This is a genomic window from Brevundimonas sp. VNH65, assembly GCF_049445955.1.
Classification (GTDB): Bacteria; Pseudomonadota; Alphaproteobacteria; order Caulobacterales; family Caulobacteraceae; genus Brevundimonas.
This window is the reverse complement of sequence record NZ_JBMSDX010000009.1, coordinates 45387-67804: the sequence shown is the minus strand read 5'-3', so window position 1 is coordinate 67804 and position 22418 is coordinate 45387. Positions and strand designations below refer to the sequence as shown.

21 protein-coding genes are annotated in these 22418 nt (G+C 67.8%); 6 read left to right on the top strand and 15 right to left on the bottom strand.

Annotated elements, in window-relative coordinates; all coding sequences use genetic code 11:
• Window positions 1-67 precede the first annotated feature (67 nt).
• Both ACO2Q1_RS13750 and ACO2Q1_RS13745 read left to right on the top strand, forming a co-directional pair.
• Entirely contained in the window at window positions 68-559 is a 492-nt protein-coding gene (locus ACO2Q1_RS13750) for a CinA family protein (protein WP_423330050.1), read from the top strand.
• Window positions 556-789 carry a sulfurtransferase TusA family protein gene (locus tag ACO2Q1_RS13745; RefSeq protein ID WP_423330049.1) on the top strand — a complete coding sequence of 78 codons (234 nt, stop codon included), beginning with the start codon at window positions 556-558 and terminating at the stop codon, window positions 787-789. Before ACO2Q1_RS13750 ends, ACO2Q1_RS13745 begins: the two co-directional genes overlap by 4 nt.
• Here the strand turns inward: ACO2Q1_RS13745 and ACO2Q1_RS13740 are convergent.
• A complete protein-coding gene (locus tag ACO2Q1_RS13740; RefSeq protein WP_423330048.1) occupies window positions 749-1597 on the bottom strand; it encodes a YihY/virulence factor BrkB family protein in 849 nt (282 codons plus the stop codon). The genes ACO2Q1_RS13745 and ACO2Q1_RS13740 overlap by 41 nt on opposite strands.
• A 299-nt stretch (window positions 1598-1896) precedes the next feature.
• Here ACO2Q1_RS13740 and ACO2Q1_RS13735 point away from each other — a divergent pair, with 299 nt between their 5' ends.
• Window positions 1897-3216: a diguanylate cyclase domain-containing protein gene (locus tag ACO2Q1_RS13735; protein ID WP_423330047.1), complete on the top strand. Its 1320-nt coding sequence runs from the start codon at window positions 1897-1899 to the stop codon at window positions 3214-3216.
• Between the two features lie 6 nt (window positions 3217-3222).
• On the opposite strand, the gene mfd is transcribed toward ACO2Q1_RS13735, so the two are convergent.
• A complete protein-coding gene (mfd, locus tag ACO2Q1_RS13730; RefSeq protein ID WP_423330046.1) occupies window positions 3223-6675 on the bottom strand; it encodes a transcription-repair coupling factor in 3453 nt (1150 codons plus the stop codon).
• Window positions 6675-6986 (bottom strand): succinate dehydrogenase assembly factor 2, encoded by a 312-nt coding sequence (locus ACO2Q1_RS13725; RefSeq protein ID WP_423330045.1) that lies wholly within the window; start codon window positions 6984-6986, stop codon window positions 6675-6677. The genes mfd and ACO2Q1_RS13725 overlap by 1 nt, the downstream gene beginning before the upstream one ends.
• A 109-nt stretch (window positions 6987-7095) precedes the next feature.
• Between ACO2Q1_RS13725 and recG the strand changes: the two genes are divergently transcribed.
• On the top strand, window positions 7096-9186 hold the full coding sequence (gene recG, locus ACO2Q1_RS13720; RefSeq protein WP_423330044.1) for an ATP-dependent DNA helicase RecG: 2091 nt from the start codon (window positions 7096-7098) through the stop codon (window positions 9184-9186).
• Window positions 9187-9498: 312 nt separating this feature from the next.
• Entirely contained in the window at window positions 9499-10536 is a 1038-nt protein-coding gene (locus ACO2Q1_RS13715; protein ID WP_423330043.1) for a PLP-dependent cysteine synthase family protein, read from the top strand.
• Here the strand turns inward: ACO2Q1_RS13715 and ACO2Q1_RS13710 are convergent.
• Window positions 10533-11909, bottom strand: coding sequence for a DUF4861 family protein (locus ACO2Q1_RS13710; RefSeq protein ID WP_423330042.1), 1377 nt, complete (start codon window positions 11907-11909; stop codon window positions 10533-10535). The genes ACO2Q1_RS13715 and ACO2Q1_RS13710 overlap by 4 nt on opposite strands.
• Window positions 11910-12051: 142 nt before the next feature.
• Here ACO2Q1_RS13710 and ACO2Q1_RS13705 point away from each other — a divergent pair, with 142 nt between their 5' ends.
• The gene (locus tag ACO2Q1_RS13705) at window positions 12052-12234 is read left to right on the top strand and encodes a DUF3606 domain-containing protein (protein WP_423330041.1); all 183 of its coding nucleotides are present in this window, start codon (window positions 12052-12054) and stop codon (window positions 12232-12234) included.
• A gap of 152 nt (window positions 12235-12386) precedes the next feature.
• Here ACO2Q1_RS13705 and lpdA read toward each other — a convergent pair whose 3' ends face one another.
• From lpdA to rpmF, 11 genes are all read right to left on the bottom strand, one after another.
• Window positions 12387-13790: a dihydrolipoyl dehydrogenase gene (gene lpdA, locus ACO2Q1_RS13700; protein WP_423330040.1), complete on the bottom strand. Its 1404-nt coding sequence runs from the start codon at window positions 13788-13790 to the stop codon at window positions 12387-12389.
• A gap of 148 nt (window positions 13791-13938) precedes the next feature.
• On the bottom strand, window positions 13939-14844 hold the full coding sequence (locus ACO2Q1_RS13695) for a DUF3667 domain-containing protein (RefSeq protein ID WP_423330039.1): 906 nt from the start codon (window positions 14842-14844) through the stop codon (window positions 13939-13941).
• Window positions 14845-14972: 128 nt separating this feature from the next.
• Entirely contained in the window at window positions 14973-16268 is a 1296-nt protein-coding gene (locus tag ACO2Q1_RS13690) for a pyruvate dehydrogenase complex dihydrolipoamide acetyltransferase (RefSeq protein ID WP_423330124.1), read from the bottom strand.
• A complete protein-coding gene (locus ACO2Q1_RS13685; RefSeq protein ID WP_423330038.1) occupies window positions 16265-16582 on the bottom strand; it encodes a DUF5076 domain-containing protein in 318 nt (105 codons plus the stop codon). The genes ACO2Q1_RS13690 and ACO2Q1_RS13685 overlap by 4 nt, the downstream gene beginning before the upstream one ends.
• On the bottom strand, window positions 16579-17940 hold the full coding sequence (locus tag ACO2Q1_RS13680) for a pyruvate dehydrogenase complex E1 component subunit beta (protein WP_423330037.1): 1362 nt from the start codon (window positions 17938-17940) through the stop codon (window positions 16579-16581). The genes ACO2Q1_RS13685 and ACO2Q1_RS13680 overlap by 4 nt, the downstream gene beginning before the upstream one ends.
• Window positions 17941-17943: 3 nt before the next feature.
• Window positions 17944-18981, bottom strand: a complete 1038-nt coding sequence (gene pdhA, locus ACO2Q1_RS13675; protein ID WP_423330036.1) for a pyruvate dehydrogenase (acetyl-transferring) E1 component subunit alpha — start codon at window positions 18979-18981, stop codon at window positions 17944-17946.
• Window positions 18982-19108: 127 nt separating this feature from the next.
• The gene (locus tag ACO2Q1_RS13670) at window positions 19109-19450 is read right to left on the bottom strand and encodes an FtsB family cell division protein (protein WP_423330035.1); all 342 of its coding nucleotides are present in this window, start codon (window positions 19448-19450) and stop codon (window positions 19109-19111) included.
• 158 nt (window positions 19451-19608) lie between these two features.
• A complete protein-coding gene (gene eno / locus ACO2Q1_RS13665) occupies window positions 19609-20889 on the bottom strand; it encodes a phosphopyruvate hydratase (protein ID WP_423330034.1) in 1281 nt (426 codons plus the stop codon).
• Window positions 20890-20961: 72 nt separating this feature from the next.
• Entirely contained in the window at window positions 20962-21420 is a 459-nt protein-coding gene (locus tag ACO2Q1_RS13660; RefSeq protein ID WP_423330033.1) for a GNAT family N-acetyltransferase, read from the bottom strand.
• Window positions 21421-21431: 11 nt separating this feature from the next.
• A complete protein-coding gene (locus tag ACO2Q1_RS13655) occupies window positions 21432-22040 on the bottom strand; it encodes a hypothetical protein (protein WP_423330032.1) in 609 nt (202 codons plus the stop codon).
• A gap of 113 nt (window positions 22041-22153) precedes the next feature.
• Window positions 22154-22336 carry a 50S ribosomal protein L32 gene (gene rpmF / locus ACO2Q1_RS13650; protein WP_423330031.1) on the bottom strand — a complete coding sequence of 61 codons (183 nt, stop codon included), beginning with the start codon at window positions 22334-22336 and terminating at the stop codon, window positions 22154-22156.
• Window positions 22337-22418 lie beyond the last annotated feature (82 nt).

Below are 22418 nucleotides of genomic sequence, written 5' to 3'. Positions count from 1 at the left end.
GCCGCTGTCGACAGATGCGACGGCGATCGACACTTTAGGCCGACTCGGACCCGGTTCGGATAGGCCCATGTTTCCCGAAGACATCCAGACCCTCGCCGCCGAGGTGATCGACGCCGCCGTCCGCAAAGGGGTCCGGGTGGCGACCGCCGAAAGCTGCACCGGCGGACTGGTGGCCGCGGCGCTGACCGCCGTGCCCGGCTCTTCCGCCGTCCTCGACCGGGGCTTCGTGACCTACAGCAACGCCGCGAAAGCCAGCATGATCGGGGTGGACGCCGCTGTGATCGCGGCGGACGGCGCCGTGTCCGAGGGCGTGGCCCGCGCGATGGCCGAGGGCGCCGTCGCCCATTCCGACGCTGACCTGGCCGTGTCGATCACCGGGGTCGCCGGCCCTGGCGGCGGATCCGTCGAAAAGCCGGTCGGCCTGGTTCATTTCGCCGCACATGACGCCGCGGGCACGGTGCATCGCGTTGAGCGGTTCAGCGACCTGGGCCGCGATCAGGTGCGCCTGGCGTCGGTCCGAGTCGCCCTGGGCCTGTTGTTGCAGAAAGTCGGCGGATGACCGTCGTCGACGCCAGGGGGCACCTCTGTCCCGTGCCGTCGCTCCGGCTTCGGCGCGCACTGGAGTCCGCCTCTCCGGGCGTCCGCGTCACCTTGCTGGCGACGGACCCGATGGCGCGCATCGACGTGCCGTTCCTGATGCAGGAGCTCGGCGGACGGATGATCAGCGTCGAAGAGGTCGGCGGCGAACTCAGCCTTGTCGTCGAGACCGCCGGCGCTCCACCAGATTGACGACCGTCGGATCGGCGATCAGCGGCGTGTCGGCCGTGGTCCGCTGGCCGAACGCCATCTCCATCTCCGTGGCGAAGGCGCCGCCGTAGAAGACCGCGTTGACGTTCCAGGACAGCCAGATCAGCAGGACCACGACGGCGCCGACCGACCCATAGGTCGCCCCCAGCGAGGCGATCTGTTCGACATAGATGGCGCACAGCCAGGACGACACCATCGACAGCAGGGTCGCGACCACGCCGCCCACGACCGCCGGCATCCACGCCACGCGCGTGCGGTGCGCCATGGCGTAGCGGTACAGGGCGGTCAGACCTATCGCCAGGCCGAGAGCCGGCCACAGGGCGTCGACATGAAGGAAATCGATGTCCTGCCCGCCCCGCGCCTCGGCCGCCTGCTCGAACAGGCGCGAGGTGACCACGGCGCCGGACACCACGGTGAACAGCGCAAAGGCGAACAGGGCGACGAAGAAGGCCAGAAGGTTGAACTTCACAAAGCCGTGCGGCGCCGCATCGTCATGTATCAGGTTCAAACCTGCCAACAACGCCTTGAATCCCCGATGGGCGGCATAGGCGCCGATCACCAGGGCGAACAGGCTTTGCGCGGAAACCGTGCGAGCGCCGACATTCGCCAGGCGCTCGATCTCGGCCTTGAAGATGCCCTGGGCTGCATGCGGCAGCAGGTCCGCCAGGGCCGCCGCCTGCTCGCTCACCTGACTGATCGACAGCACCGCCTTGTAGAAGCCGATCAGGATCGCGATCGCCGGGAACACGGCCAACAGGGCGAAGAAGGAAACGCCGCCCGTATAGAGCATGACGTCGCGGCCCCAACTCCGGGCGAAGGCCCGGCCTGAAAGCCCGGCCCAGAAGCCAGGCGACCACACGGCCGCCGGTTTCGGAAGATCATTGGCACTCAATACTGACGGTCCCCGCCCCAACCCCGCCCCGGGTCGTCACGGTCAGCCTAGCCCATTTCCGGCCACGGAGGGAACCCGCAGACGAGGTCGGCGCCGACGCCCGTCTTCTGCCGTTGCCTGTCGCGCCGCGAGGTCGCTATGGTCCCGGCTCGGCGGCCGACCGTGGGGTTGATTCCGGCCGCTCTGGAGACATGTCCTTGGGGTCCGATCCACGCCTTCTGGTCGTCGCTGAAACGGACGACAGCATTGGCGCGCTCTGCGCGGGTCTGGATGCGCTCGGCTGGCGGACGCTGACGGCGCGCTCCCATGCGGCCGCTTCGGCCGCCATGGCCGATTTCGCCTTTGACGCCGCGATCGTCGACGCCGCCCATGCCGATGCGGCAGGACTGGCGCGTTCGCTGCGAAAGGCGGGCGGGGCCCGTCGTCTGGCGGTGGTCCTGATCAACGGCGGCGGCGCGCACACGGACGCCGACGCTGATCTCGTCATGTCCGGCGTCCCGCACCCCAGCCAGCTGGCGCTGCGTATCGAGCAACTGGTGCGGGCGGCCATCGCCGAGGAGGAGTTCGAGCTTCGCGCCTCCACCCTGGCCCAGCACGGCGCGACCCTGGCGCAGGACGCGACGGATGGGACGCCGTTGCGGATCCTCGTGGCGGGCGGAGCCGACCCGCGCTTTCTGGCCCTGTCGAACGCTCTGACGGCCGCAGGCGCGGAGGTCGTGGCCGCCCCGACCCCTTACACCGCCTTCGACTATCTGCACGAGGCGGCCTTCGACGGCGCGGTGCTGTGGGGCGCCCCCGACCCGGCGCCGGCCCTGTCGATCGCCTCCGGGATGAAGCGCAACACCCGCCTCTATCACATTCCCCTGACGCTCTATCTGCGCGACGCGGGCGATCTGAACCTGACGGAGCTGTTCAACCGGGGATTCGCCGACGTGGCCGCTCCGGACACCAGCGAGCCGGAGACGGCGGCGCGGGTCCTGTCTCTCGCGCGGTCGCACCGTCGCCTCGTATCGATCCGCAAGTCGCTGGAGAGCGCACGGGGCTCGTCCCTGATGGATCCGTCCACCGGCCTGTTCACACAGGAGCTGTTCGCCGCCCATCTGGCCCGCCTCGCCGAGGCCGCCCGCCGGCGTCGCCGTCCCCTGTCCGTCTGCGTGCTGCGGGTATCCGCCGCCGCCGATCTCGCCCACGCCCGCGTCGGCGGCTGGCTGGACCGCGCCATGCCCCAGATCGGGGCCATGGTGTCGCGGCTTGTTCGGGTCGAGGACACGGCCGGCCGTCTGGCGCCGGAGGTCTTCGCCCTGGCCCTGCCCGCGACCACGGGCGGCGAAGCGCGGCTGACCGCCGAGCGGATCGGCGCCGTCGTGGCCTGCACCGCCTTCGACGCGGGCCCGGACCGCTCGCCGTTCGTCGTCGAATTCGACATCGGCGCCGCCGAGGTGGGGCCGGGCGAGAACCCGGCCGGCGTTCTGGAACGCGCCTTCGCCGACCTGATCGCCCGCAAGGCGGACGCCTGATCGCGATCAGGCCCCTGCGACCCGCGCCAGGTCGGCCGTGATCCGTTCCGCCACCTTCAGCCGGTCTTCCGGCGTCGGCCACTCGCCCTTCACGACGATCTTCTGATCCGGCCGGATCTTCCAGTAGGCCTGGTTCTTCTGAATCAGGCCCACCAGCCCCATCGGGTTGGGGAAGCTGTTGTTGCGCAGGGTCAGGACCGCGCCCTTGGGCCCGATGTCGATCCGTTCGACGCAGGCGGTCTTACAGTTGGCCTTGACGCCCACGATCCGCAGCAGCTGTTTGGCCTCGTCCGGCAGCGGTCCGAACCGGTCGATCAACTCCGCGGCCAGGGCCTCTCGCTCCTCCGTGCGTTCAGCGTCCGACAATCGACGATAAAGGCTGAGACGGACATTCAGGTCCGGGACGTAATCCTCTGGAATCAATACCGCTGCGCCGACATTGATAGCGGGCGACCAGCCGCGATCGACGGCCTCTCCCTCGCCGTTGGCGCGCAGTTCCGCAACCGCGTCCTCCAGCATCTGCTGATAGAGTTCGACCCCCACCTCGCGGATGTGACCCGACTGTTCGTCACCCAGCAGATTGCCGCCGCCGCGCTGATCAAGATCGTGGCTGGCCAGCTGGAAGCCGGCACCCAGGTTGTCCAGCGACTGAAGCACCTGCAGCCGCCGCTCGGCGGACAGGCTCAACGGCCGCATCGGATCGGTGGTCAGATAGGCGAAGGCGCGCGCCTTGGACCGCCCGATCCGGCCCCGGATCTGGTGCAGTTGCGCCAGGCCGAACATGTCGGAACGATGCACGATCAGGGTGTTGGCGGTCGGAATGTCGATGCCGCTTTCGACGATGGTGGTCGACACCAGCACGTCGTACTGCCCGTCGTAGAAGGCGCTCATCACCTCTTCCAGCTGGGTCGGCGACATCTGTCCGTGGCCGACGACGAACTTGATCTCCGGCGCCTGCTCTCTCAGGAACCGTTCGATGTCCGGCAGGTCCTTCAGTCGCGGCGCCACGTAGTAGGCCTGCCCCCCGCGATATTTCTCGCGCAGCAGGGCCTCTCGGACCATCACCGGATCCCACGGGGCCACATAGGTCCGGACCGCCAGGCGATCGACCGGCGGCGTGGCGATGATCGACATCTCGCGGATGCCGGACAGCGCCATCTGCAGGGTGCGCGGGATCGGCGTCGCCGTGAGGGTCAGCAGGTGCACATCGGCGCGCAGGGACTTCAGCTTTTCCTTGTGCTTGACGCCGAAGTGCTGCTCCTCGTCGACGATCACCAGGCCCAGGTCCTTGAACCCGACCTGTTCGCTCAGCACCGCATGGGTGCCGACCACGATCTCGAACGATCCGTCCTTCAGCCCGGCGCGCGTCTCTGCGGCGTCCTTCGCGGTGACCATGCGTGACAGGTGGCGGACCTTGACCGGCCAGCCGGCGAACCGCTCGCTGAACGTCTTGAAGTGCTGGCGCGCCAGCAGCGTCGTCGGGCAGACGACCGCCACCTGCTGACCGCTCATGGCCACCACAAAGGCGGCCCGCAGCGCCACCTCGGTCTTCCCGAAACCCACGTCGCCACAGATCAGGCGGTCCATCGGCGTGCCCTTGCCCAGATCCTCCAGCACATCGCCGATGGCGTTCAGCTGATCGTCGGTCTCCTCGTAGGGGAAGCGGGCGCAGAACTCGTCGAACAGGCCCTGGGGCGGCGTGATGGCGTCGGAGATTCGCAGCGCGCGCTTGGCGGCCAGGGCGATCAGTCCCTCGGCCATGTCGCGCAGACGCTGCTTGGCCTTGGCCTTGCGCGCCTGCCATCCCGCGCCGCCGAGGCGATCCAGCTGCACATCGTCGGATGCGGCGCCGTACCGGGTCAGAAGATCAATATTTTCAACCGGCAGATAGAGCTTGCTCTCGCCCGCGTAGAGAAGTTCGAGACAGTCGTGCGGCGCGTCCTGGATATCGAGCGTCTTCAGCCCCTCATAGCGACCGATGCCGTGATCCAGGTGGACGACCAGATCACCCGCCGTAAGGGCGGAGGCCTCAGCCAGGAAGTTCGAGGCCCGGCGTTTGCGACGCGGCCGCGCCAGCCGGTCGCCCAGAATGTCGGTCTCGGAAATCACCGCCAGGTCAGGCGCGACGAATCCGTGGTCGACCGGCAGCACGGCCCGCAGGAAAAGCCCCTCGGGCGCCGCCTGAACATCGGCCCAGTCGCGCACCACCACGACGTGCGGCAGGCCGTGGTCGGACAGCATGGCCGCCAGACGTTCCGACGATCCTTCGGACCAGCTGGCGAACAGGACGCGCCGCCCTTCGGTTTTCAGGTCTTCGGCGTGGCGAGCCACCGCTTCGAACAGATTGACGCTGTCCTGTCCCCGCTCGGCGGCGAAGGTCCGGCCGAGACGGCCGCCGGCGCTGTCGCCCGGTCCTTCCAGCGGCGTCAGTCTCCGGACGGTCCGCCCGGCCAGGGCGCCGTTCCACTCGTCTTCGGGCAGATACAGCCGATCGGGCGGCAGGGCTCTGTTGGCGGTTCCCGATCCCTTGGCCGTCGCCGCCGCTCGACGCGCCTCATAGGCGTCGGCCGTCAGCGTCCAGCGCTCCGCCCGCGCCGCCTCGGCCTGGGCGTCCAGGAATACCGCCGCCGTGTCCGGCAGGTAGTCGAACAGGGTCTCCAGCCGCGGATAGAGCAGCGGCAGCCAGTGCTCCAGTCCCTGTCGACGCGCGCCTTCGCTGACTGCGACGTACAGGGGATCGTCGCCACCGGCGCCGAACAGGCCGAGATAGCCGGTGCGGAACCGGGAGATCGCGTCGGCGTCGAGCAGGGCCTCCGAAACCGGCGCCAGCTCCACGGCCTTCAACTGACCGGTCGAACGCTGGGTCGCCGGATCAAAGGTGCGGATGGACTCCAGCTCCGACCCGAACATGTCCAGGCGCACGGGCTCGTCAAAGCCCGGCGGGAAGACGTCGATGACGCCGCCGCGCACGGCGTACTCGCCGCGTTCGTTGACCGTCGAGGCGCGCATATAGCCGTTGACGGTGAAATACCGTTCCAGCGCCGCCGTATCCAGATCGGCGCCGACCCTGGCGCTGTAGCTGGCGGCCTGGGTCACTTCCTGCGGCGGGGTGCGCTGGGTCGCGGCCGCCACCGTGGTCACGACCAGCATCGGCGAGGCGTCGCTCGGCGCGCGCGCCGCCAGCCGCATCAGGGCGGCCATGCGCTCGGCGGACACGCCGGACGTAGGGCTCAACCGATCATAGGGCAGGCAGTCCCATGCGGGAAACTCAATGACCTCAATATCCTTGGCGAAAAACCGGAAAGCCTGAGTGAAATTTCCTGCCCGCTGATAGTCACGCGCCACAAAGACGGCGACGCCGCCCAAGGCCGCCAGCCGTTCGGCCACCACGCGGGCGTCCAGGCCTTCAGGCGCGCCGCTCAGTTCGGCGTCGGTGCGGGTCTCGATCCGGGCGTCCATCAGCCGGCTCCATCCCGCACGGCCTGGGCGACATGGGCTGTCATGAAGCGGCGGATCCGCCCCATGACCGGCGTCTCGAACTCCACAGGCGTCGGCTCCGTCCCGATGATCCAGGCATAGATGCGATGATCGTCGTCCTGCGCCAGCAGAGCCTCCAGATCGTCCATATCCGCCTTCGCCAGGCTCGGCCCTTCACGGTCGATGAACGGCCCGAGGACCAGATCGGCCTCGCGGAATCCCCGCCTCCAGGCGCGAAAGGTCAGTCGGCCCAGTCGCGCCTTGCGATCGTCGGTTGCTGTTTCGATACTCATCAGACGCGCCTGTTCGCCGGATGCAGGGTTTCCTGCCCGATCCATCCCTTTGATATTCGCCGGATCAGATAGCGTTCCAGACGGCGCTGCGCCAGCTATGCTGAGGCCGATGCGGCCCGAGATTCTGTTTCCACTGTTCGCCCAGGCGACGACGCTGAAAGGCGTCGGCCCCAAGGTCGCGCCCCTGGTCGAGAAGCTGGCCGGCCCTCTGGTGCGCGACCTGGCGATGCTTGGCCCCACCGGCCTGGTCGTGCGGCGCGCGACCACGGCGGCGGAAGCCCGCGAGGGCGAGGTCGGTATCTTCGACATCGTCATCGACCGGATGTTCATTCCGTCGAAGCCCGGGGCGCCGTTGAAGGTCCGGGCCTCCGACGACACCGGCTTCGTCCACCTGGTCTGGTTCGGCGGCGATCCCCGCCACATCGACCGTCAGTTGCCGCGCGGCGAGCGGCGCCTGATCTCCGGCAAGGTCGAGCGGTTCAACAACGAGGTCCAGATCGTCCACCCGGACTGGATCGTCCCTGTGGCCCGTGCGGCCGAAATCCCACCCGTCGAGGCCGTCTATCCGGCGACCCAGGGCCTGACGTCGCGCATGGTCCGCAAGTTCGCCCTGGCCGCCCTGGAGGCCGCCCCCGACCTTCCCGAGTGGCAGGACCCGGCCTGGCTGGCGAAACAGGGCTGGCCGTCGTGGCGCGTGGCCCTCTCGGCCCTGCACCACCCCGAGGGCCTGACGGACCTGGAGACGGATGCGACGGCGCGACAACGACTGGCCTATGACGAACTGCTGGCTCACCAGTTGGCCCTCGCTCGCCGCCGCCGGGCCCGTCAGATCAACCCGGCCCCCGTCATCACCGCCGGCGAGGCGTCCGCCGCCCTCCTGTCCGCCCTGCCCTTCCGCCTGACCGGGGCGCAGGACCAGGCCGTCGCCGAGATTCGCCGCGATCTCGCCTCGGGCCAGCAGATGGGGCGGCTGCTGCAAGGAGACGTCGGCTCCGGCAAGACCGCCGCGGCCGCCCTGGCCCTGGCCGACGTGGCCTCGTCCGGCTTTCAGGCGGCCCTGATGGCTCCGACCGAAATCCTGGCGCGTCAGCACTACCAGCGCCTGGGCCCGATGCTGGAGGCGGCGGGCGTTGCGACGATCCTGCTGACCGGGCGCGACACGCCGGCGGAGCGCCGTGAACGGCTCGACGCTCTCGCCACCGGCCGCGCCGCCGTCGCCATCGGCACCCACGCCCTGTTCCAGGACGCCGTCCGTTTCGACCGTCTGGCCCTGGCGGTCATCGATGAACAGCACCGCTTCGGCGTCAACGAGCGCAACCGGCTTCAGGCCAAGGGCGATCCGCGTCTGGGTGGCGTCCATCTCCTGACCATGTCGGCCACCCCGATCCCGCGCACCCTGGAACTGACCCAGTTCGGCGAACTCGACGTCAGCCGCCTGATGGAAAAACCGCCGGGTCGCACCCCCGTCATCACCGCCGTCCTGCCCCAGGCCCGCATCGGCGAGGTCGCCAAACGACTGAAGGCCGCCGTCGAGACCGGCGCCCAGGCCTACTGGATCTGCCCTCTGGTCGCCGAGTCGGAGGCGATCGACCTGGCGGCCGCCGAGGCCCGCGCCGTCGACCTGCGCCGCATACTGAATATCGAGGTCGGTCTGGTTCACGGCCAGATGCCGGGCGCCGAGCGCGAGGCGGTCATGGCCGACTTCGCCGACGGGCGCATTCCCCTGCTGGTCGCCACGACGGTGGTCGAGGTGGGCGTCGATGTGCCCAACGCCTCCATCATGGTCATCGAACACGCCGACCGCTTCGGCCTGGCCCAACTCCACCAGCTGCGCGGCCGCGTCGGGCGCGGCGCCCGTTCCAGCGCCTGCATCCTGCTGTACGGCGGCGACGACGGCGGGCTGGGCGAGACCGCCCGCGAACGGCTGGAGACCCTGCGCCGCACCGAGGACGGGTTCGAGATCGCCGAGGAAGACTTCCGCCTGCGCGGCGGCGGCGATCCCCTGGGCCTGAAGCAGAGCGGCCTGCCCGCGTACCGTCTCGCCGACCCTATCCGCCACCGCGGCCTGATGCTGGCCGCCGCCGACGACGCCCGCCTGATCCTGGCGCGCGACCCCGACCTGACGTCCGAACGCGGTCGTGCGGTGCAGGTGCTGGAGGCCCTGTTCGACTGGCGCAACGACCGGGGCGGGTTGGATTGAGGGCGAGTTCCGCAAGACGAGACAGCACTCGCTTCCCATTCCCAACACCCCGTCACCCTCGGGCTTGTCCCGAGGGCCCATCGTTGCGCCGAACTTTGTAGCCTGCCGTTTCGAGCGACGTTCGGAACAACTCAAAGCCGCACTTTGACCTCTCCATGGGCCCTCGGGACAAGCCCGAGGGTGACGGGATTAGGGGTGACAAGCGCCCCTCTCGACGCCCTATCCGAAGTGCCCTATCCCCCGATCATGAGCCCGTCCTCCGCCCCCTTGCCCGTTTGCCGTGCCATAGACCGTGACTGGGTCGCCCGCGCCGTGCGGCGGATCGAAGCCGACTACAATCGCTCGGCCGACACCCATCTGATCCCCGTGGACATGCCGGCTCTCGCCGACATCGCCCTCTATTTCAAGGATGAGTCGAGCCATCCGACGGGCAGCCTGAAGCACCGCCTGGCCCGGTCCCTGTTCCTTTACGCCCTGTGCAACGGCTGGATCGGCGAGGGCATGACCATCGTCGAGGCGTCCAGCGGATCGACCGCCGTGTCCGAGGCCTATTTCGCGCGGATGCTGAAACTGCCTTTCATCGCCGTGGTGCCGCGCTCGACCGCGCCGGAGAAGATCGCCGCCATCGAGTTCTATGGCGGCCGCTGCCACTTCGTGGACCGCCCCGGCGACGCCTATGCGGAAAGCCAGCGCCTCGCCGACGAGCTGGGCGGCCACTACATGGACCAGTTCACCTATGCCGAGCGGGCCACCGACTGGCGCGGCAACAACAACATCGCCGAAGCCATCTTCGCCCAGATGCAGCGCGAGCCCTGCCCGGTTCCGCGCTGGGTGGTGTGCGGCGCCGGCACCGGGGGCACCTCGGCCACCATCGGCCGCTTCGCCCGGTACAACCGCCACGAAACCCGCATCTGCGTCGCCGACCCGGAGGCCTCGGTCTTCCATCGCCACTGGGCCGATCGCTCGGTCCAGACGGTCGACGGCCCGACGTCGCGCATCGAGGGCATCGGCCGCGCCCGGGTCGAGCCTTCTTTCATTCCCGGGGTCGTGGACCGGATGATCGCCGTGCCGGACGTCGCCTCCATCGCCGCCGCCCGGGTGCTGAGCCGCCGGCTCGGTCGTCGCTGCGGCGGCTCATCCGGCACGAACCTGTGGGCCTGCGCCCTGCTGGCCACCGAAATGGCCGAGGCAGGCGAGCGTGGCTCGATCGTCTCCATCCTGTGCGACCACGGCGACCGCTACGCCTCGACCTATTTCAGCGACGCCTGGCTGGTCGAGAATGGGTTCGAGGTGGCGCCGTGGGAGGCGCGGCTGGACGCCTTCTTCACCGAGGGTCGCCTCCCGGCCTAGGGCCTGGTCTCTTCCCGCACGCCGTCCAGTCGGGGCGGGCTGGCGTAGCTGCGGGCGCTGGCGGCCACATAGTCGGCGAAGGCCTCTGGCGTTTTCAGCACCTCCCCTTCCGACCACCCCGCCGCCAGCATGTAGCGATAGGTCCGATCGGCCTGGGCCGGGATGCGGAAGACATGGTTCTCGCCTCGCGCCGGGACGAACTGATAAGCGCCGCCGTCCCCCTCGGGCACGATGAGGGCCGTGCCGGAATAGAGAATGGGCTCCTGCTGCTGCAGCCCCTCGGTGTCGTCCGGATTGCGCAGGGCCTCCGGCGCCGTCGTCACCACCCAGTTGGGGCCCCGCCGCTCGAAGTTCTGCCCCGGCCGCTTGCGCACCCCGACCGCGAAATCGGCGCCCTGGGCTCCCGGCTCCCAGCGCGTGAACCGCACCTCGGCGGTGGTGTAGTTCTGACCCGCATAGGCCGTATAGGTCTGCTCGACCTCATACCGGCCCTGACCTGTGTTCCAGTTCATGGTCTTGATGCGCACCATGCTGCGCAACGGCCCGTTGACCAGGGTCTCGAACGCATAGCGCGTGTCCGACTGCTGCCCGGCGTTGAAGCGATGCTTCAGATCCGCCGTGGGGGTGAAGCGCGGTCGCGCCAGCACCTCGCCTTCAAAAACCCCGATCCCGCCGCCGCCGAAGCTGTCGTCCACCGACTGGATATCGGCGCCGTAGTCCGGATTCTCGGCCGCCACGCCATAGCCGTCCAGATTGCCCATATAGAGCCGGTTCGACATCAACAGCGCCTTGCGCTTGCCGTAGATGTCGATGTCGGTCGGGAACCACAGCTTCCAGCCCACATGCTCGCTTTCCCAGAACGGCACGGTGTGGCGCATGTAGGAGCCGATGGCCGCATGGGTCCGGTGCGGATTCCAGCCGCGCTGCTGGAAACCGCGATACAGATAGAACCGCTTCTTCTCGCCCGCCTTCAGGTCCGCGACGAAGAACAGTTCGTCCCAGATTCCGTCGCGGTCCAGATCGTCGAACTGATAGTCCAGCGACCGCCCGTTGGCCTCCCCCCGCCGTTCATGCGGTCCCTGCCGCGCCAGCAGCGCCGCGGAGGGTTCGGGCCTCGCCTCGCCGTCGGGATCGACCAAGGTGACCGTCAGCTCCTGAATGTCGGCCAGCATCGGCAGCTGGTCGCGCCGGATGACGATGGGCGCATCCTTGCGGTCTTCGGGCAGATCGTTGGCGATCACGATCTCGATCCGGGCCGAGGGCGCGAAGTCGCCCTGGACGTACCAGCCGTCCTGAGCGATCGCCGGCCCGGCCGCAGCCGCCAGTCCGGTCAGCAGCAGGGCGCTGGCGACGATTTCCGCAGTCCGGGCCATCACTATCCTCCGTCGGTCTCGCGCCGATTAGTAGGACGAATGTTGACCTTTCCGGCCGCCATGTCCACCGGTGTCATAGCCGGGGCGCTGGCGCATTCCGTCGCAGACGCGCAAGGATGCCCTCCCAGATACGGAGTGCGACATGCCGGGCCTTAAGGACAAGCGCGGCTTCATCGACAAGGACCGGCTCGACCTGACCGAACGTCAGGCCGTCGAATACTGGATGAAGCGCTGGGGCGTGACCCGCGACCAGATCGTCACCGCCCACCGCAAGGTCGGCCGCATGACCAAAGACATCGCGGCGGAGCTGGGAAAGAAGCGGTAGAACCACTCACTCCGCTCATCCCGGCGGAAGCCGGGACCCAGACCTTTCGGCGATGATCGCCAGCCGGGTCGCACTGCCATCAATCCCACGCACCGTGCCCAGCGAAGGCACTGGATCCCGGCTTCCGCCGGGATAAGCGGAGGTCGGGTGTTCTACAGGTGCAGCGTCCGCCCATAGGCGTCCAGCGCCGCCTCGTGCATGGCCTCGCTCATCGTGGGGTGCGGATAGACGATGCCGTGGATGTCTTCCTCGGTCGCTTCCATGGTGATGGCGGTGACATAGCCCTGGATCATCTCGGTGACCTCGTGGCCGATCATGTGGGCGCCGATCAGGGCGCCGGTCTTGCCGTCGAAGATGACCTTGACGAAGCCGTCCACCTCGCCCGCCGCCACGGCCTTGCCGTTCACGCGGAACGGGAAGCGGCCGATCTTCACCTCGCGCTTGGCTTCACGCGCGGCCTGTTCGGTGACCCCGACCGAGGCCACCTGGGGCTGGGTGTAGGTGCAGCCGGCGATGGGCGAAACGACGTTCGGGGTCTTGTACCCGGCGATGTATTCGGCGGCGTGGATGCCCTCGTGCGACGCCTTGTGCGCCAGCCAGGGCGCGCCGGCGCAGTCGCCGATGGCGTAGAGCCCCTTCACATTGGTCTGGCAATGGCTGTCGATGACGATATGGCCGCGATCCAGGGTGACGCCCAGCGCCTCCAGACCGATGCCGTCGGTGTTGGCGGTGATGCCCACGGCCGAGATGCAGACCTCGGCCTCCAGGCTCTCGGCCTTGCCGCCGGCCTCGATGTCGACCTTCACGCCCGAGGCGGTCTTGCTGACCTTGGTCACCTTGGCGCCGACCTTGAACTTGATGCCGCGCTTCTCGAACGACTTCTGGGCGGCCTTGGAGACCTCTTCGTCCTCGACCGGCATGATGCGGTCCACGGCCTCGACGACCGTGACCTCCGCGCCGAGGGCGCGATAGAAGCTGGCGAACTCCAGACCGATGGCGCCCGAGCCGATCACCACGAAGGTCTTGGGCAGTTTCTTGGGCGCCAGGGCGTCGCGATAGGCCCAGATCTTGTCGCCGTCGGCCTCCAGGCCGATCTGCGGCAGGGCGCGGGCGCGGGCGCCGACGGCCAACATGACCGCCTTGGCCTCGACCGTGCGCGAGCCTCCGGCCTTCAGATCGATGACGACCTTGGGTGCAGCCGCGCCCTTCTCAAGCTTGGCCGAACCCTCGATCACCTCGATCTTGTTCTTCTTCATCAGGAAGGTGACGCCCTTGTTCATCGTCGCCGCCACGCCGCGCGAGCGCTGGATGATGGCGTCGAAATCGAACGTCGCGCCCGAGGCGGACAGGCCGTAGTCCTTCAGATGGCTCAGGCTCTCGAACTTCTCGCCCGACTTGAGCAGCGCCTTGGTCGGGATACAGCCCCAGTTCAGGCAGATGCCGCCCAGATTCTCGCGCTCGACGATCGCGACCTTCTGGCCCAGCTGGCTGGCGCGAATGGCGGCCACATAGCCCCCCGGGCCCGAGCCGATGACGACCAGATCGAACTCAGCCATGGGATGTCTCCTTGGGACGGCCCGTTCGGCCGTTCTTGTTTCGCGGGCAAGGCTCGAACGCTACCCGATTGCGAATGGACTCAGAAGGTCGCTGTAGCGTGACGCAGGGGCAAAGGGCCAGCCCGCGTGCTGCCTTCGAAACCAAATGTCAGGCCAGGACGAACCGGATGAAGGCCGCGAAATCCATCGCCGAGATCGCGACGACGATCATCGCCGGCATCAAGGCGAACAGGACATACATCGCCAGATGCGCCACACCCCGCCAAAGGGCGGACACGGGCGAGACATCGTAATAGGCGCGGGCGGCGACCACGAAGTAGGCCAGGTAAGGCGGCACGACGACCCATCCGGGCGCTCCAACTCCGAACTTGTTGGCCAGGATCACCAGGATCAGCAGCCCGAACCCCATCACATGGGCCCACATGGCGAACACCAGATGCTCCATCGCATACCGCCGTCGAAACAGAGGCGTCAGCAGCGCGGCGTACAGCGGCATCAGCAGCCAGAGGGCGTTGGGGAGCCAGGCCGCCAGACGCTCCGATATCACCGCCTGCTCGCGGTTGCTCTGGATCTCGTAGATCAGGTTCTGGCGATCCTTTTCGTTTTCTGCGCGATCGGCCGCAGCCTGGAGCGCGGCCGTGACGGCCGGATCGATGGCGACGGCGGCCCGCCTTTGCAGCCAGACCTCCCCTTCCCGCACATTGACATAGTGGACCGTCGAGCCGTCCGGATCGGCGCGCGCCGTGACAGGCCGTCCCGCATCGATCGGCTGGGCGACGTACTGGTACAGGGCGACGTCCGAAAAGTTCAGCGCCAGCAGAAACAGCGCCGTCATCACGACGAACAATTTTGTCGGGGTCTGGTACAGGCTGCCGGCGCCCGAACGATAGGCCTGCAACAGGCGGCCCGGTCGCACGGCCAACGCCGCCAGGGTGCGCGCCGTACGGCCATCGACCAGATTGGTCTCGGAAAACGCTTCCGACGCCCACTCCTTCAGCGGACGTGGCCGGGCGTCAGCGTCCTGACCGCAGTCATGGCAGTATCGCCCGACCAAAGTTGCGCCGCACGCACCACAGTTCGCCGGGCGATCCGTATCGATCGCGGTAGGTTCGCCTTGATCGGTTCGGCCCCTCACGCGCCTAGCTAAAGGCGCGGCGGTCGATGATGCAAGCCGATCGCCGATCAGGCCAGCATCGTCACCGGATCTTCGATCATCGCCTTGAACACCTGCAGGACCTTGGCGCCGACCGCCCCGTCCACCACGCGGTGATCGCAGGTCAGGGTCACGGTCATCACCGTCGCCACGGCCAGTTGGCCGTTCCGGACCACAGGACGCTGCTCGCCTGCGCCGACCGACATGATCGCGCCCTGGGGCTCATTGATGATCGAGGCGAACTGCTTGATGCCGAACATGCCCAGGTTGGACACCGAGAAGGTGCCGCCCTGGAACTCGTCAGGCTTCAGCTTCCGATCCCGGGCGCGTTTGGCCAGATCCTTGGCCTCATTGGCGATCTGGCGCAGCGACTTGGTCTCGGCCTTGCGGATGATCGGGGTGATCAGCCCCCCGTCGATCGCCACCGCCATCGCCACGTCGGCGTTGTGGTGCATGGCGATGCCTTCCGGCGTGTAGCTGGCGTTGGCTTCCGGCACGGCCTTCAGCGCCATGGCCGAGGCCTTCAGCACGAAGTCGTTGACCGAAACCTTCACGCCGTCCTTTTCCAGCAGCGCATTGACCTTGGCGCGCGCCGCCAGCAGGCCGTCGATCTCGCAATCGATGGTCAGCGGGAAATGCGGCACGTCGCGGAAGCTGTCGGTCAGACGACGCGCGATGGCCTTGCGCATGCCGTCCAGCGGGATCAGGTCATAGCTGCCCGACAGGATGCCCTGCTGCTCCAGCGACTGAACCTTGCGCGGTTCGGCGGCGGCCGACGTCGCGGATGCGGCGGCAGGCGATCCGCCTTTGGCGTTCTCCACGTCGCGGCGAACGACACGGCCATGCGGCCCCGTGCCCTTGATCGTGGACAGGTCGATGCCCTTCTGGGCCGCGATCCGGCGGGCCAGCGGCGAGGAGAAAACCCGCTTGCCATCCGACGACGCCGGAGCGGCCGGCGCCTTGGCGGGCGCAGCGGCTTCAGCCTTGGCCGACTCAGCCTTGGCCGGCGCGGCCTCGGCCTTCGGAGCCTCAGCCTTTTCGGCCGCGGCCTTTTCAGGCGCCTTGGCCGGAGCGGTCGCGCCGCCTTCGTCCTTCAGACGGGCGATCGGCGTATTGACCTTGACCCCTTCGGTCCCCTCGGCGACCAGGATTTCGGTGATCTCGCCCTCGTCGACGGCTTCGACCTCCATCGTCGCCTTGTCGGTCTCGATCTCGGCGATCACGTCGCCGGCCTTGACCACGTCGCCGGCCTTGACGTGCCACTTGGCCAGCACGCCCTCTTCCATCGTGGGCGACAGGGCGGGCATCAGGATGTCGGTCATCAGGCGTTCCCTCCCTTGGGGGCGTCGGGTTCGGCGACGGTCAGCGCATTGTCGGCCCGGATCACTTCGGTGATCCCGACCAGGATCCGGTCATAGGCCTGCTTTTCGTTGTGCCCGTGACGCACGGCGTAGCCATGCGCCATGTGCCGCGCGGCATAGGCCAGCATCCGGCCGAACTGGGTCGGGTCGTTGAAGGCCGGCTTGATCGACATGACCGGCTCGCTCTTCGACCACCACATGCGCATGATCTCGATGGCGTCGTCATCATTGGCGACGCTGTCCGGCACGGTCAGTTGGTGGGCCTCGGGCTCGCTCATGCGGTCACGGCCTTCACGGCGGCGATGATCTTGTCCACGCCCGGCAGCGACAGGGCTTCCAGATTGGCGGCGTAGGGCAGCGGCACGTCTTCCTGGTGCACGCGCAGCGGCGGCGCATCCAGATAGTCGAAGGCGTGTTCGATCACGCGCGCCACGACCTCGGCGCCGACGCCCATCGGACCCCAGCCTTCCTCGGCCGACACCAGACGGCTGGTCTTCTTGACGCTCTCGACGATCGTCTCGTGATCCAGCGGACGCAGGGTGCGCAGGTCGATGACCTCGGCCGATATGCCTTCCTCGGCCAGCTTCTCGGCGGCCTGCAGGGCGAATCCGACCATGCGGCTGTGGGCCGTGATGGTGACGTCCGTGCCTTCGCGGCGGACCTTGGCCTTGCCGATCGGCAGGACATAGTCCTCGACCTCAGGCACGTCGAACTCCAGCCCGTACATCATCTCGTGCTCGAGGAAGACGACGGGGTTCGGGTCGCGGATGGCGGCCTTGAGCAGGCCCTTGGCGTCGGCCGCGTCATAGGGCGCGATGACCTTCAGGCCGGGGACGTTCGCATACCAGGCCGAATAGTCCTGGCTGTGCTGGGCCGCCACGCGCGAGGCCGCGCCGTTCGGGCCGCGGAACACGATGGGCGCCCGGATCTGGCCGCCCGACATGTACAGGGTCTTGGCCGCCGAGTTGATGATGTGGTCGATCGCCTGCATGGCGAAGTTGAACGTCATGAACTCGACGATCGGCTTCAGGCCCGCCATGGCCGCGCCGACGCCCAGGCCGGCGAAGCCGTGCTCGGTGATCGGGGTGTCGACGACGCGCTTGTCGCCGAACTCCTGCAGCAGTTCGCGGCTGACCTTGTAGGCGCCCTGGTACTGGGCGACTTCCTCGCCGATCAGGAACACCGCCTCGTCGCGGCGCATCTCCTCGGCCATGGCGTCGCGCAGGGCGTCGCGGATGGTCGTCTTGACCAGTTTGGCGTCGGCCGGGATTTCCGGGTCGCGAAGTTCGGTCTTGGGCTTGACCGGGGCGTCGGCCGGCGCGCCTTCGACCGGAGCAGCCTCAGCCTTCGGCGCTTCAGCGGCGGGTTCGGCCTTCGGCGCCGGGGCGGCCGCGCCGTCCTCGCCGGCCAGACGCGCGATCGGCGTGTTGACCTTCACGTTCTCGGACCCTTCGGCCACGAGGATCTCCAGAACCTCGCCCTCGTCGACGGCCTCGACTTCCATCGTGGCCTTGTCGGTTTCGATCTCGGCGATCACCTGGCCGGCCGACACGTTGTCGCCCGCCTTGATGTGCCATTTGGTCAGCGTGCCCTCTTCCATCGTGGGGGACAGCGCCGGCATCAGAATGTCGGTCACGGATCAGGCCTCCACGTAGACGTCGGTGTAGAGCTCGGACGGATCGGGCTCCGGGCTCTCTTGGGCGAATTGAACGGCTTCGGCGACGATGGCCTTGATCTCGGCGTCGATGGCCTTCAGCTCGTCTTCGGTCGCCTTGGCCTGCTCCAGCAGGATCTTGATGTGGTCGATCGGGTCGCGGGTCTTCTTGACCTCGTCGACCTCCTCCTTGGACCGGTATTTGGCCGGATCGGACATGGAGTGACCGCGATAGCGATAGGTCTTCACCTCGAGGATGTAGGGCCCTTCGCCGTCCCGGGCGCGCTTGACGGCCTTGGCCACGGCGTCACGCACGGCCAGCACATCCATGCCGTCCACCTGCTCGCCCGGGATGCCGAACGAGGCGCCGCGCATGTACAGCTCGGTCGTCGAGGACGAGCGTTCGATGCTCGTGCCCATGGCGTACTGGTTGTTCTCGATGATGTAGATGGCCGGCAGCTTCCACAGCTGCGCCATGTTGAAGCTCTCGTAGACCTGCCCCTGGTTCGAGGCGCCGTCGCCGAAGTAGACGAACGAGACGCTGTCATCGCCGCGATACTTGCCGGCGAAGGCCAGGCCGGTGCCCAGCGCCACCTGGGCGCCGACGATGCCGTGACCGCCGTAGAAGCCGGTCGGCACGTCGAACATGTGCATCGACCCGCCCTTGCCCTTGGACGAACCGCCGATGCGGCCGGTCAGCTCGGCCATGACTTCCTTCGGATCCATGCCGGCGGCCAGCATGTGGCCGTGGTCGCGATAGCCGGTGATGATCTTGTCGTGGCCCGGCTTGACGCTCTCCTGAACGCCGACGGCGACGGCTTCCTGGCCGATGTACAGGTGGCAAAAGCCCCCGATCAGCCCCATGCCGTACAGCTGTCCCGCGCGCTCCTCGAAGCGGCGGATAAGGACCATTTCACGATAGTAGCGAAGGAGGTCTTCCTTCGACGCACTGGGGCCGTTGGGAATGGATGTTCCCTTGTCGGCGGACTTCTGAGCAGACTTGGCGGCGGGGGCTTTCGCCATCCGACATCTCCCGGTTGGGGACCGCTCCGCACATGGCGAAGCCCGGCCTTCTTTTCGTTACGGAAAGGGGCTTTAGCAGCCTTCGTTCCCGAAACGCAAAGCGACCCGGCTCGGCTGTAACAATAGTTCAGGAGCGGGTCGAGACCGACGCCTGATCCGCCGTGACGCCCGGCAGGTCGGCCACCCGGATCACATAGTCGCGGGGATCGGCGAAACCCAGCACCGCCCGCGCCCGCTCTTCCAGCAGGTCCCGCGAAAGATGGTCGGTTTTCAGGTACCGCACGCGCACCTCCATATCGGCGCGCCGCTCGATCAGTTCGGCCAGCTGATGCTCGCGCTCGGCCAGCAAGAGGCGGCGCTCATGTCCGCCGAGAAGGCCTCGATCCCCCGTCAGGGCCTGCACGCCGAGATAGCAAAACACCAGCAGCAGGGCGACGGAGGGGAAATACGGCTTCATCCGTTCAGGCACTCGGACGCTCCTTCTGAGCGCGAAAAATAATCAACGAAACCTCGCCGAAAATGCCTAACGATTGGTAGCTGAGCCGTTACCGGGCGTGGTGAATTCGCATGCGAAAAGGGGCGGCCTTTCGACCGCCCCTTCCAAGGTCGTCAAACCTGACGCCGACCTCAGCGGCTCAGCAGCATGCCGTCGCCGTAGTAGGCGGCCTGGTCGCCCAGCATCTCCTCGATGCGCAGCAGCTGGTTGTACTTGGCCGTCCGGTCCGAACGCGCCAGCGAACCCGTCTTGATCTGCCCGCAGTTGGTCGCGACCGCCAGGTCGGCGATGATGGAGTCCTCGGTCTCGCCCGACCGGTGGCTCATCACCGAGGTGTAGCCGGCGCGATTGGCCATATCGACGGCGTCCAGCGTCTCGGTCAGGGTGCCGATCTGGTTGACCTTGATGAGGATCGAATTGGCCAGGCCCTCGCCGATGCCGGCCGCCAGACGCAGGGGGTTGGTCACGAACAGATCGTCGCCGACCAGTTGGATCTTGTCGCTCAGACGGTCCGTCAGCAGCTTCCAGCCGTCGAAGTCATCCTCGGCGCAGCCGTCCTCGATCGACACGATCGGGAAGCGTTCGCACAGGTCGGCCAGGTAGGCGACCATCCCGTCCTGATTCAGGCTCTTGCCCTCGCCGGCCAGCTCGTACTTCCCGTTCTTGAAGAACTCGGTCGAGGCGACATCCAGCGCCAGATGGAAGTCCTCGCCCGCCAGATAGCCGGCCGCCTGCCCCGCCTTGGTGATGAAGCTCAACGCCTCCTCGGCCGAGGCCAGGTTCGGGGCGAAGCCGCCCTCGTCGCCGACGTTGGTGTTATGACCCGCATCCTTCAGCGCCTTCTTCAGCGCGTGGAAGATTTCCGAACCCATGCGCAGACCTTCCGAGAAGGTCTCGGCGCCGGTCGGCATGATCATGAATTCCTGGATGTCGATCGGATTGTCGGCATGCGCCCCGCCGTTGATGATGTTCATCATCGGCGTCGGCAGCACGCGGGCCGAAACCCCGCCGACATAGCGATACAGCGGCAGGCCGGCCGACACGGCGCTGGCCTTGGCCACGGCCAGGGAGACGCCCAGGATGGCGTTGGCCCCCAGGCGCGCCTTGTTGGACGTTCCGTCCAGCTGGATCATCGCCTCGTCGATGCGGCGCTGATCCTCGGCGTCCATGCCGGACAGGGCGTCGAAGATCTCGCCGTTGACCGCGTCGACGGCCTTCTGGACGCCCTTGCCGCCCCAGACGTCCTTGTCGCCGTCGCGCAGCTCGACCGCCTCGTGCGCGCCGGTCGAGGCGCCCGACGGCACCGCCGCACGGCCGAAGCTGCCGTCATCCAGGATCACGTCCACCTCGACGGTCGGATTGCCCCGGCTGTCGAGGATCTGGCGGGCGACGATGTCGGCGATGTCGGTCATGGCGGGCTCGATGAACTCTGGGTGGGATTTCGCTCCGCGTTTAGACGCCTTGGCCGCAAACGCCAACCACGCTCACAGGTCCAGATGCAGGAACTGGTTGAAGTCGCTGGCCACGTAGTCGCCGAACGCAGGCCCGGCAGCGAAGCCGGTTCTGCGGTACAGCCCCAGCGCCGCCTCGAACGCCGGGCCGCTGCCCGTCTCCAGGCTGACCCGCCGCGCGCCGCTCGCCCGCGCCTCGGCCAGCAGGGCGGCCAGGACGGCGGCGCCGACGCCCGCGCGCAGATGATCCGGATGGGTGCGCATCGACTTGATCTCGCAGACACCCCCGTCGAGCCGGCGCAGGGCGCCGACGCCGCACAAGTCCCCCTCGCGCCAGGCGGAAAAGACCGTGATGTCCGGCGCCTCCAACCCGGCCAGGTCCAGGGCATAGGCATGACAGGGCGGCGAGTCCGCCACCATCGTCGCCCGATGATAGGCCAGCAGGTTCCTCACCGGCTCCCCGCTCAGATCATCCTTGCGAACCTCGATCATGCACGAAACCCTCAGGCGCAGCCTTCGACCAGTTGGATGGACGGGCCGCCGACATGGATGATCCCGACCTTGCCTTCGCCGTCGATCTCATAGCGAACCCCGCGCGCCGCCGGGTCCTCGACATAGCGGCCGGGCGCGACCGGTCCGCCAGTGGTCCAGACGAAGATGTCCTCGGCGGGCGCCGGCGAATATTTGTGCGGCTCAACCACGGCGGCGGCCCCATAGGCGGCCTTGACGGCGGCGGCGGCGTCACCGACGCCGAACCCGCGATCGGTCTTCAGGGTCGAGGTCCGGGCGATCGAGATGCGCGTCAGCACGCCGTTCTGGATCATGACCAGGAGGCCCTCCGGCGCGCGGGTCGGACGCCACTGGTCACAGACCTCCGGCTCTGGGCCGCCGACCGAACTCGGATCGCTGTCGTCGCCCAGGGCCGCGACGACCTCGGCCTTCGTCATGCCGATGCGAAGCGGGCCGAATCCGGTCGCGGTCAGAACATTCGGATCCGTCGGCGGGGCGACGGCGACCGGCGGCGTCTCGGAAGACGCGGGCTCCACCTGCTCTTGCCCGCAGGCGACCAGCAGAAGCGCCGAGACGGCGGCGGCGGACAAGGTGCGGATCATGGGGTCGCTCCGGGCTGTGGAACGGCATCAACGCACGAAAACGGCGCGCGGTCTGCACCGCGCGCCGTTGAAATCGTCTGCCGGCCCTGGATCAGGCGGCCCGCAGCAAGACCTCAATCTTCCTTCAGCGTCAGAACCTGACGGCCGCGATAGGTGCCGGTCTTCAGGTCGATGTGGTGCGAACGACGCAGCTCACCGGTGTCCTTGTCCTCGGTGTAGGCGTTCGTGCCCAGGGCGTCGTGGGCGCGGCGCATGTTGCGACGCGAGGGCGATACTTTGCGCTTCGGAACGGCCATGTCCGTCTCAATCTCTAGGTCGGGCGCCGCCCCGCGAAACCGGTCAGCGCGAAAACAACAGCGGCGGCCCCGGAAAGAGCCG

Bases quoted from the DNA above. Each gene is read 5' to 3' on its own strand.
- ACO2Q1_RS13750 (WP_423330050.1), top strand. From the start codon at position 68: ATGTTTCCCGAAGACATCCAGACCCTCGCCGCCGAGGTGATCGACGCC.
- ACO2Q1_RS13745 (WP_423330049.1), top strand. From the start codon at position 556: ATGACCGTCGTCGACGCCAGGGGGCACCTCTGTCCCGTGCCGTCGCTC.
- ACO2Q1_RS13740 (WP_423330048.1), bottom strand. From the start codon at position 1,597: ATGCTCTATACGGGCGGCGTTTCCTTCTTCGCCCTGTTGGCCGTGTTC.
- mfd (WP_423330046.1), bottom strand. From the start codon at position 6,675: ATGGACGCCCGGATCGAGACCCGCACCGACGCCGAACTGAGCGGCGCG.
- ACO2Q1_RS13725 (WP_423330045.1), bottom strand. From the start codon at position 6,986: ATGAGTATCGAAACAGCAACCGACGATCGCAAGGCGCGACTGGGCCGA.
- recG (WP_423330044.1), top strand. From the start codon at position 7,096: ATGCGGCCCGAGATTCTGTTTCCACTGTTCGCCCAGGCGACGACGCTG.
- ACO2Q1_RS13710 (WP_423330042.1), bottom strand. From the start codon at position 11,909: ATGGCCCGGACTGCGGAAATCGTCGCCAGCGCCCTGCTGCTGACCGGA.
- ACO2Q1_RS13705 (WP_423330041.1), top strand. From the start codon at position 12,052: ATGCCGGGCCTTAAGGACAAGCGCGGCTTCATCGACAAGGACCGGCTC.
- lpdA (WP_423330040.1), bottom strand. From the start codon at position 13,790: ATGGCTGAGTTCGATCTGGTCGTCATCGGCTCGGGCCCGGGGGGCTAT.
- ACO2Q1_RS13685 (WP_423330038.1), bottom strand. From the start codon at position 16,582: ATGAGCGAGCCCGAGGCCCACCAACTGACCGTGCCGGACAGCGTCGCC.
- pdhA (WP_423330036.1), bottom strand. From the start codon at position 18,981: ATGGCGAAAGCCCCCGCCGCCAAGTCTGCTCAGAAGTCCGCCGACAAG.
- eno (WP_423330034.1), bottom strand. From the start codon at position 20,889: ATGACCGACATCGCCGACATCGTCGCCCGCCAGATCCTCGACAGCCGG.
- ACO2Q1_RS13660 (WP_423330033.1), bottom strand. From the start codon at position 21,420: ATGATCGAGGTTCGCAAGGATGATCTGAGCGGGGAGCCGGTGAGGAAC.
- ACO2Q1_RS13655 (WP_423330032.1), bottom strand. From the start codon at position 22,040: ATGATCCGCACCTTGTCCGCCGCCGCCGTCTCGGCGCTTCTGCTGGTC.
- rpmF (WP_423330031.1), bottom strand. From the start codon at position 22,336: ATGGCCGTTCCGAAGCGCAAAGTATCGCCCTCGCGTCGCAACATGCGC.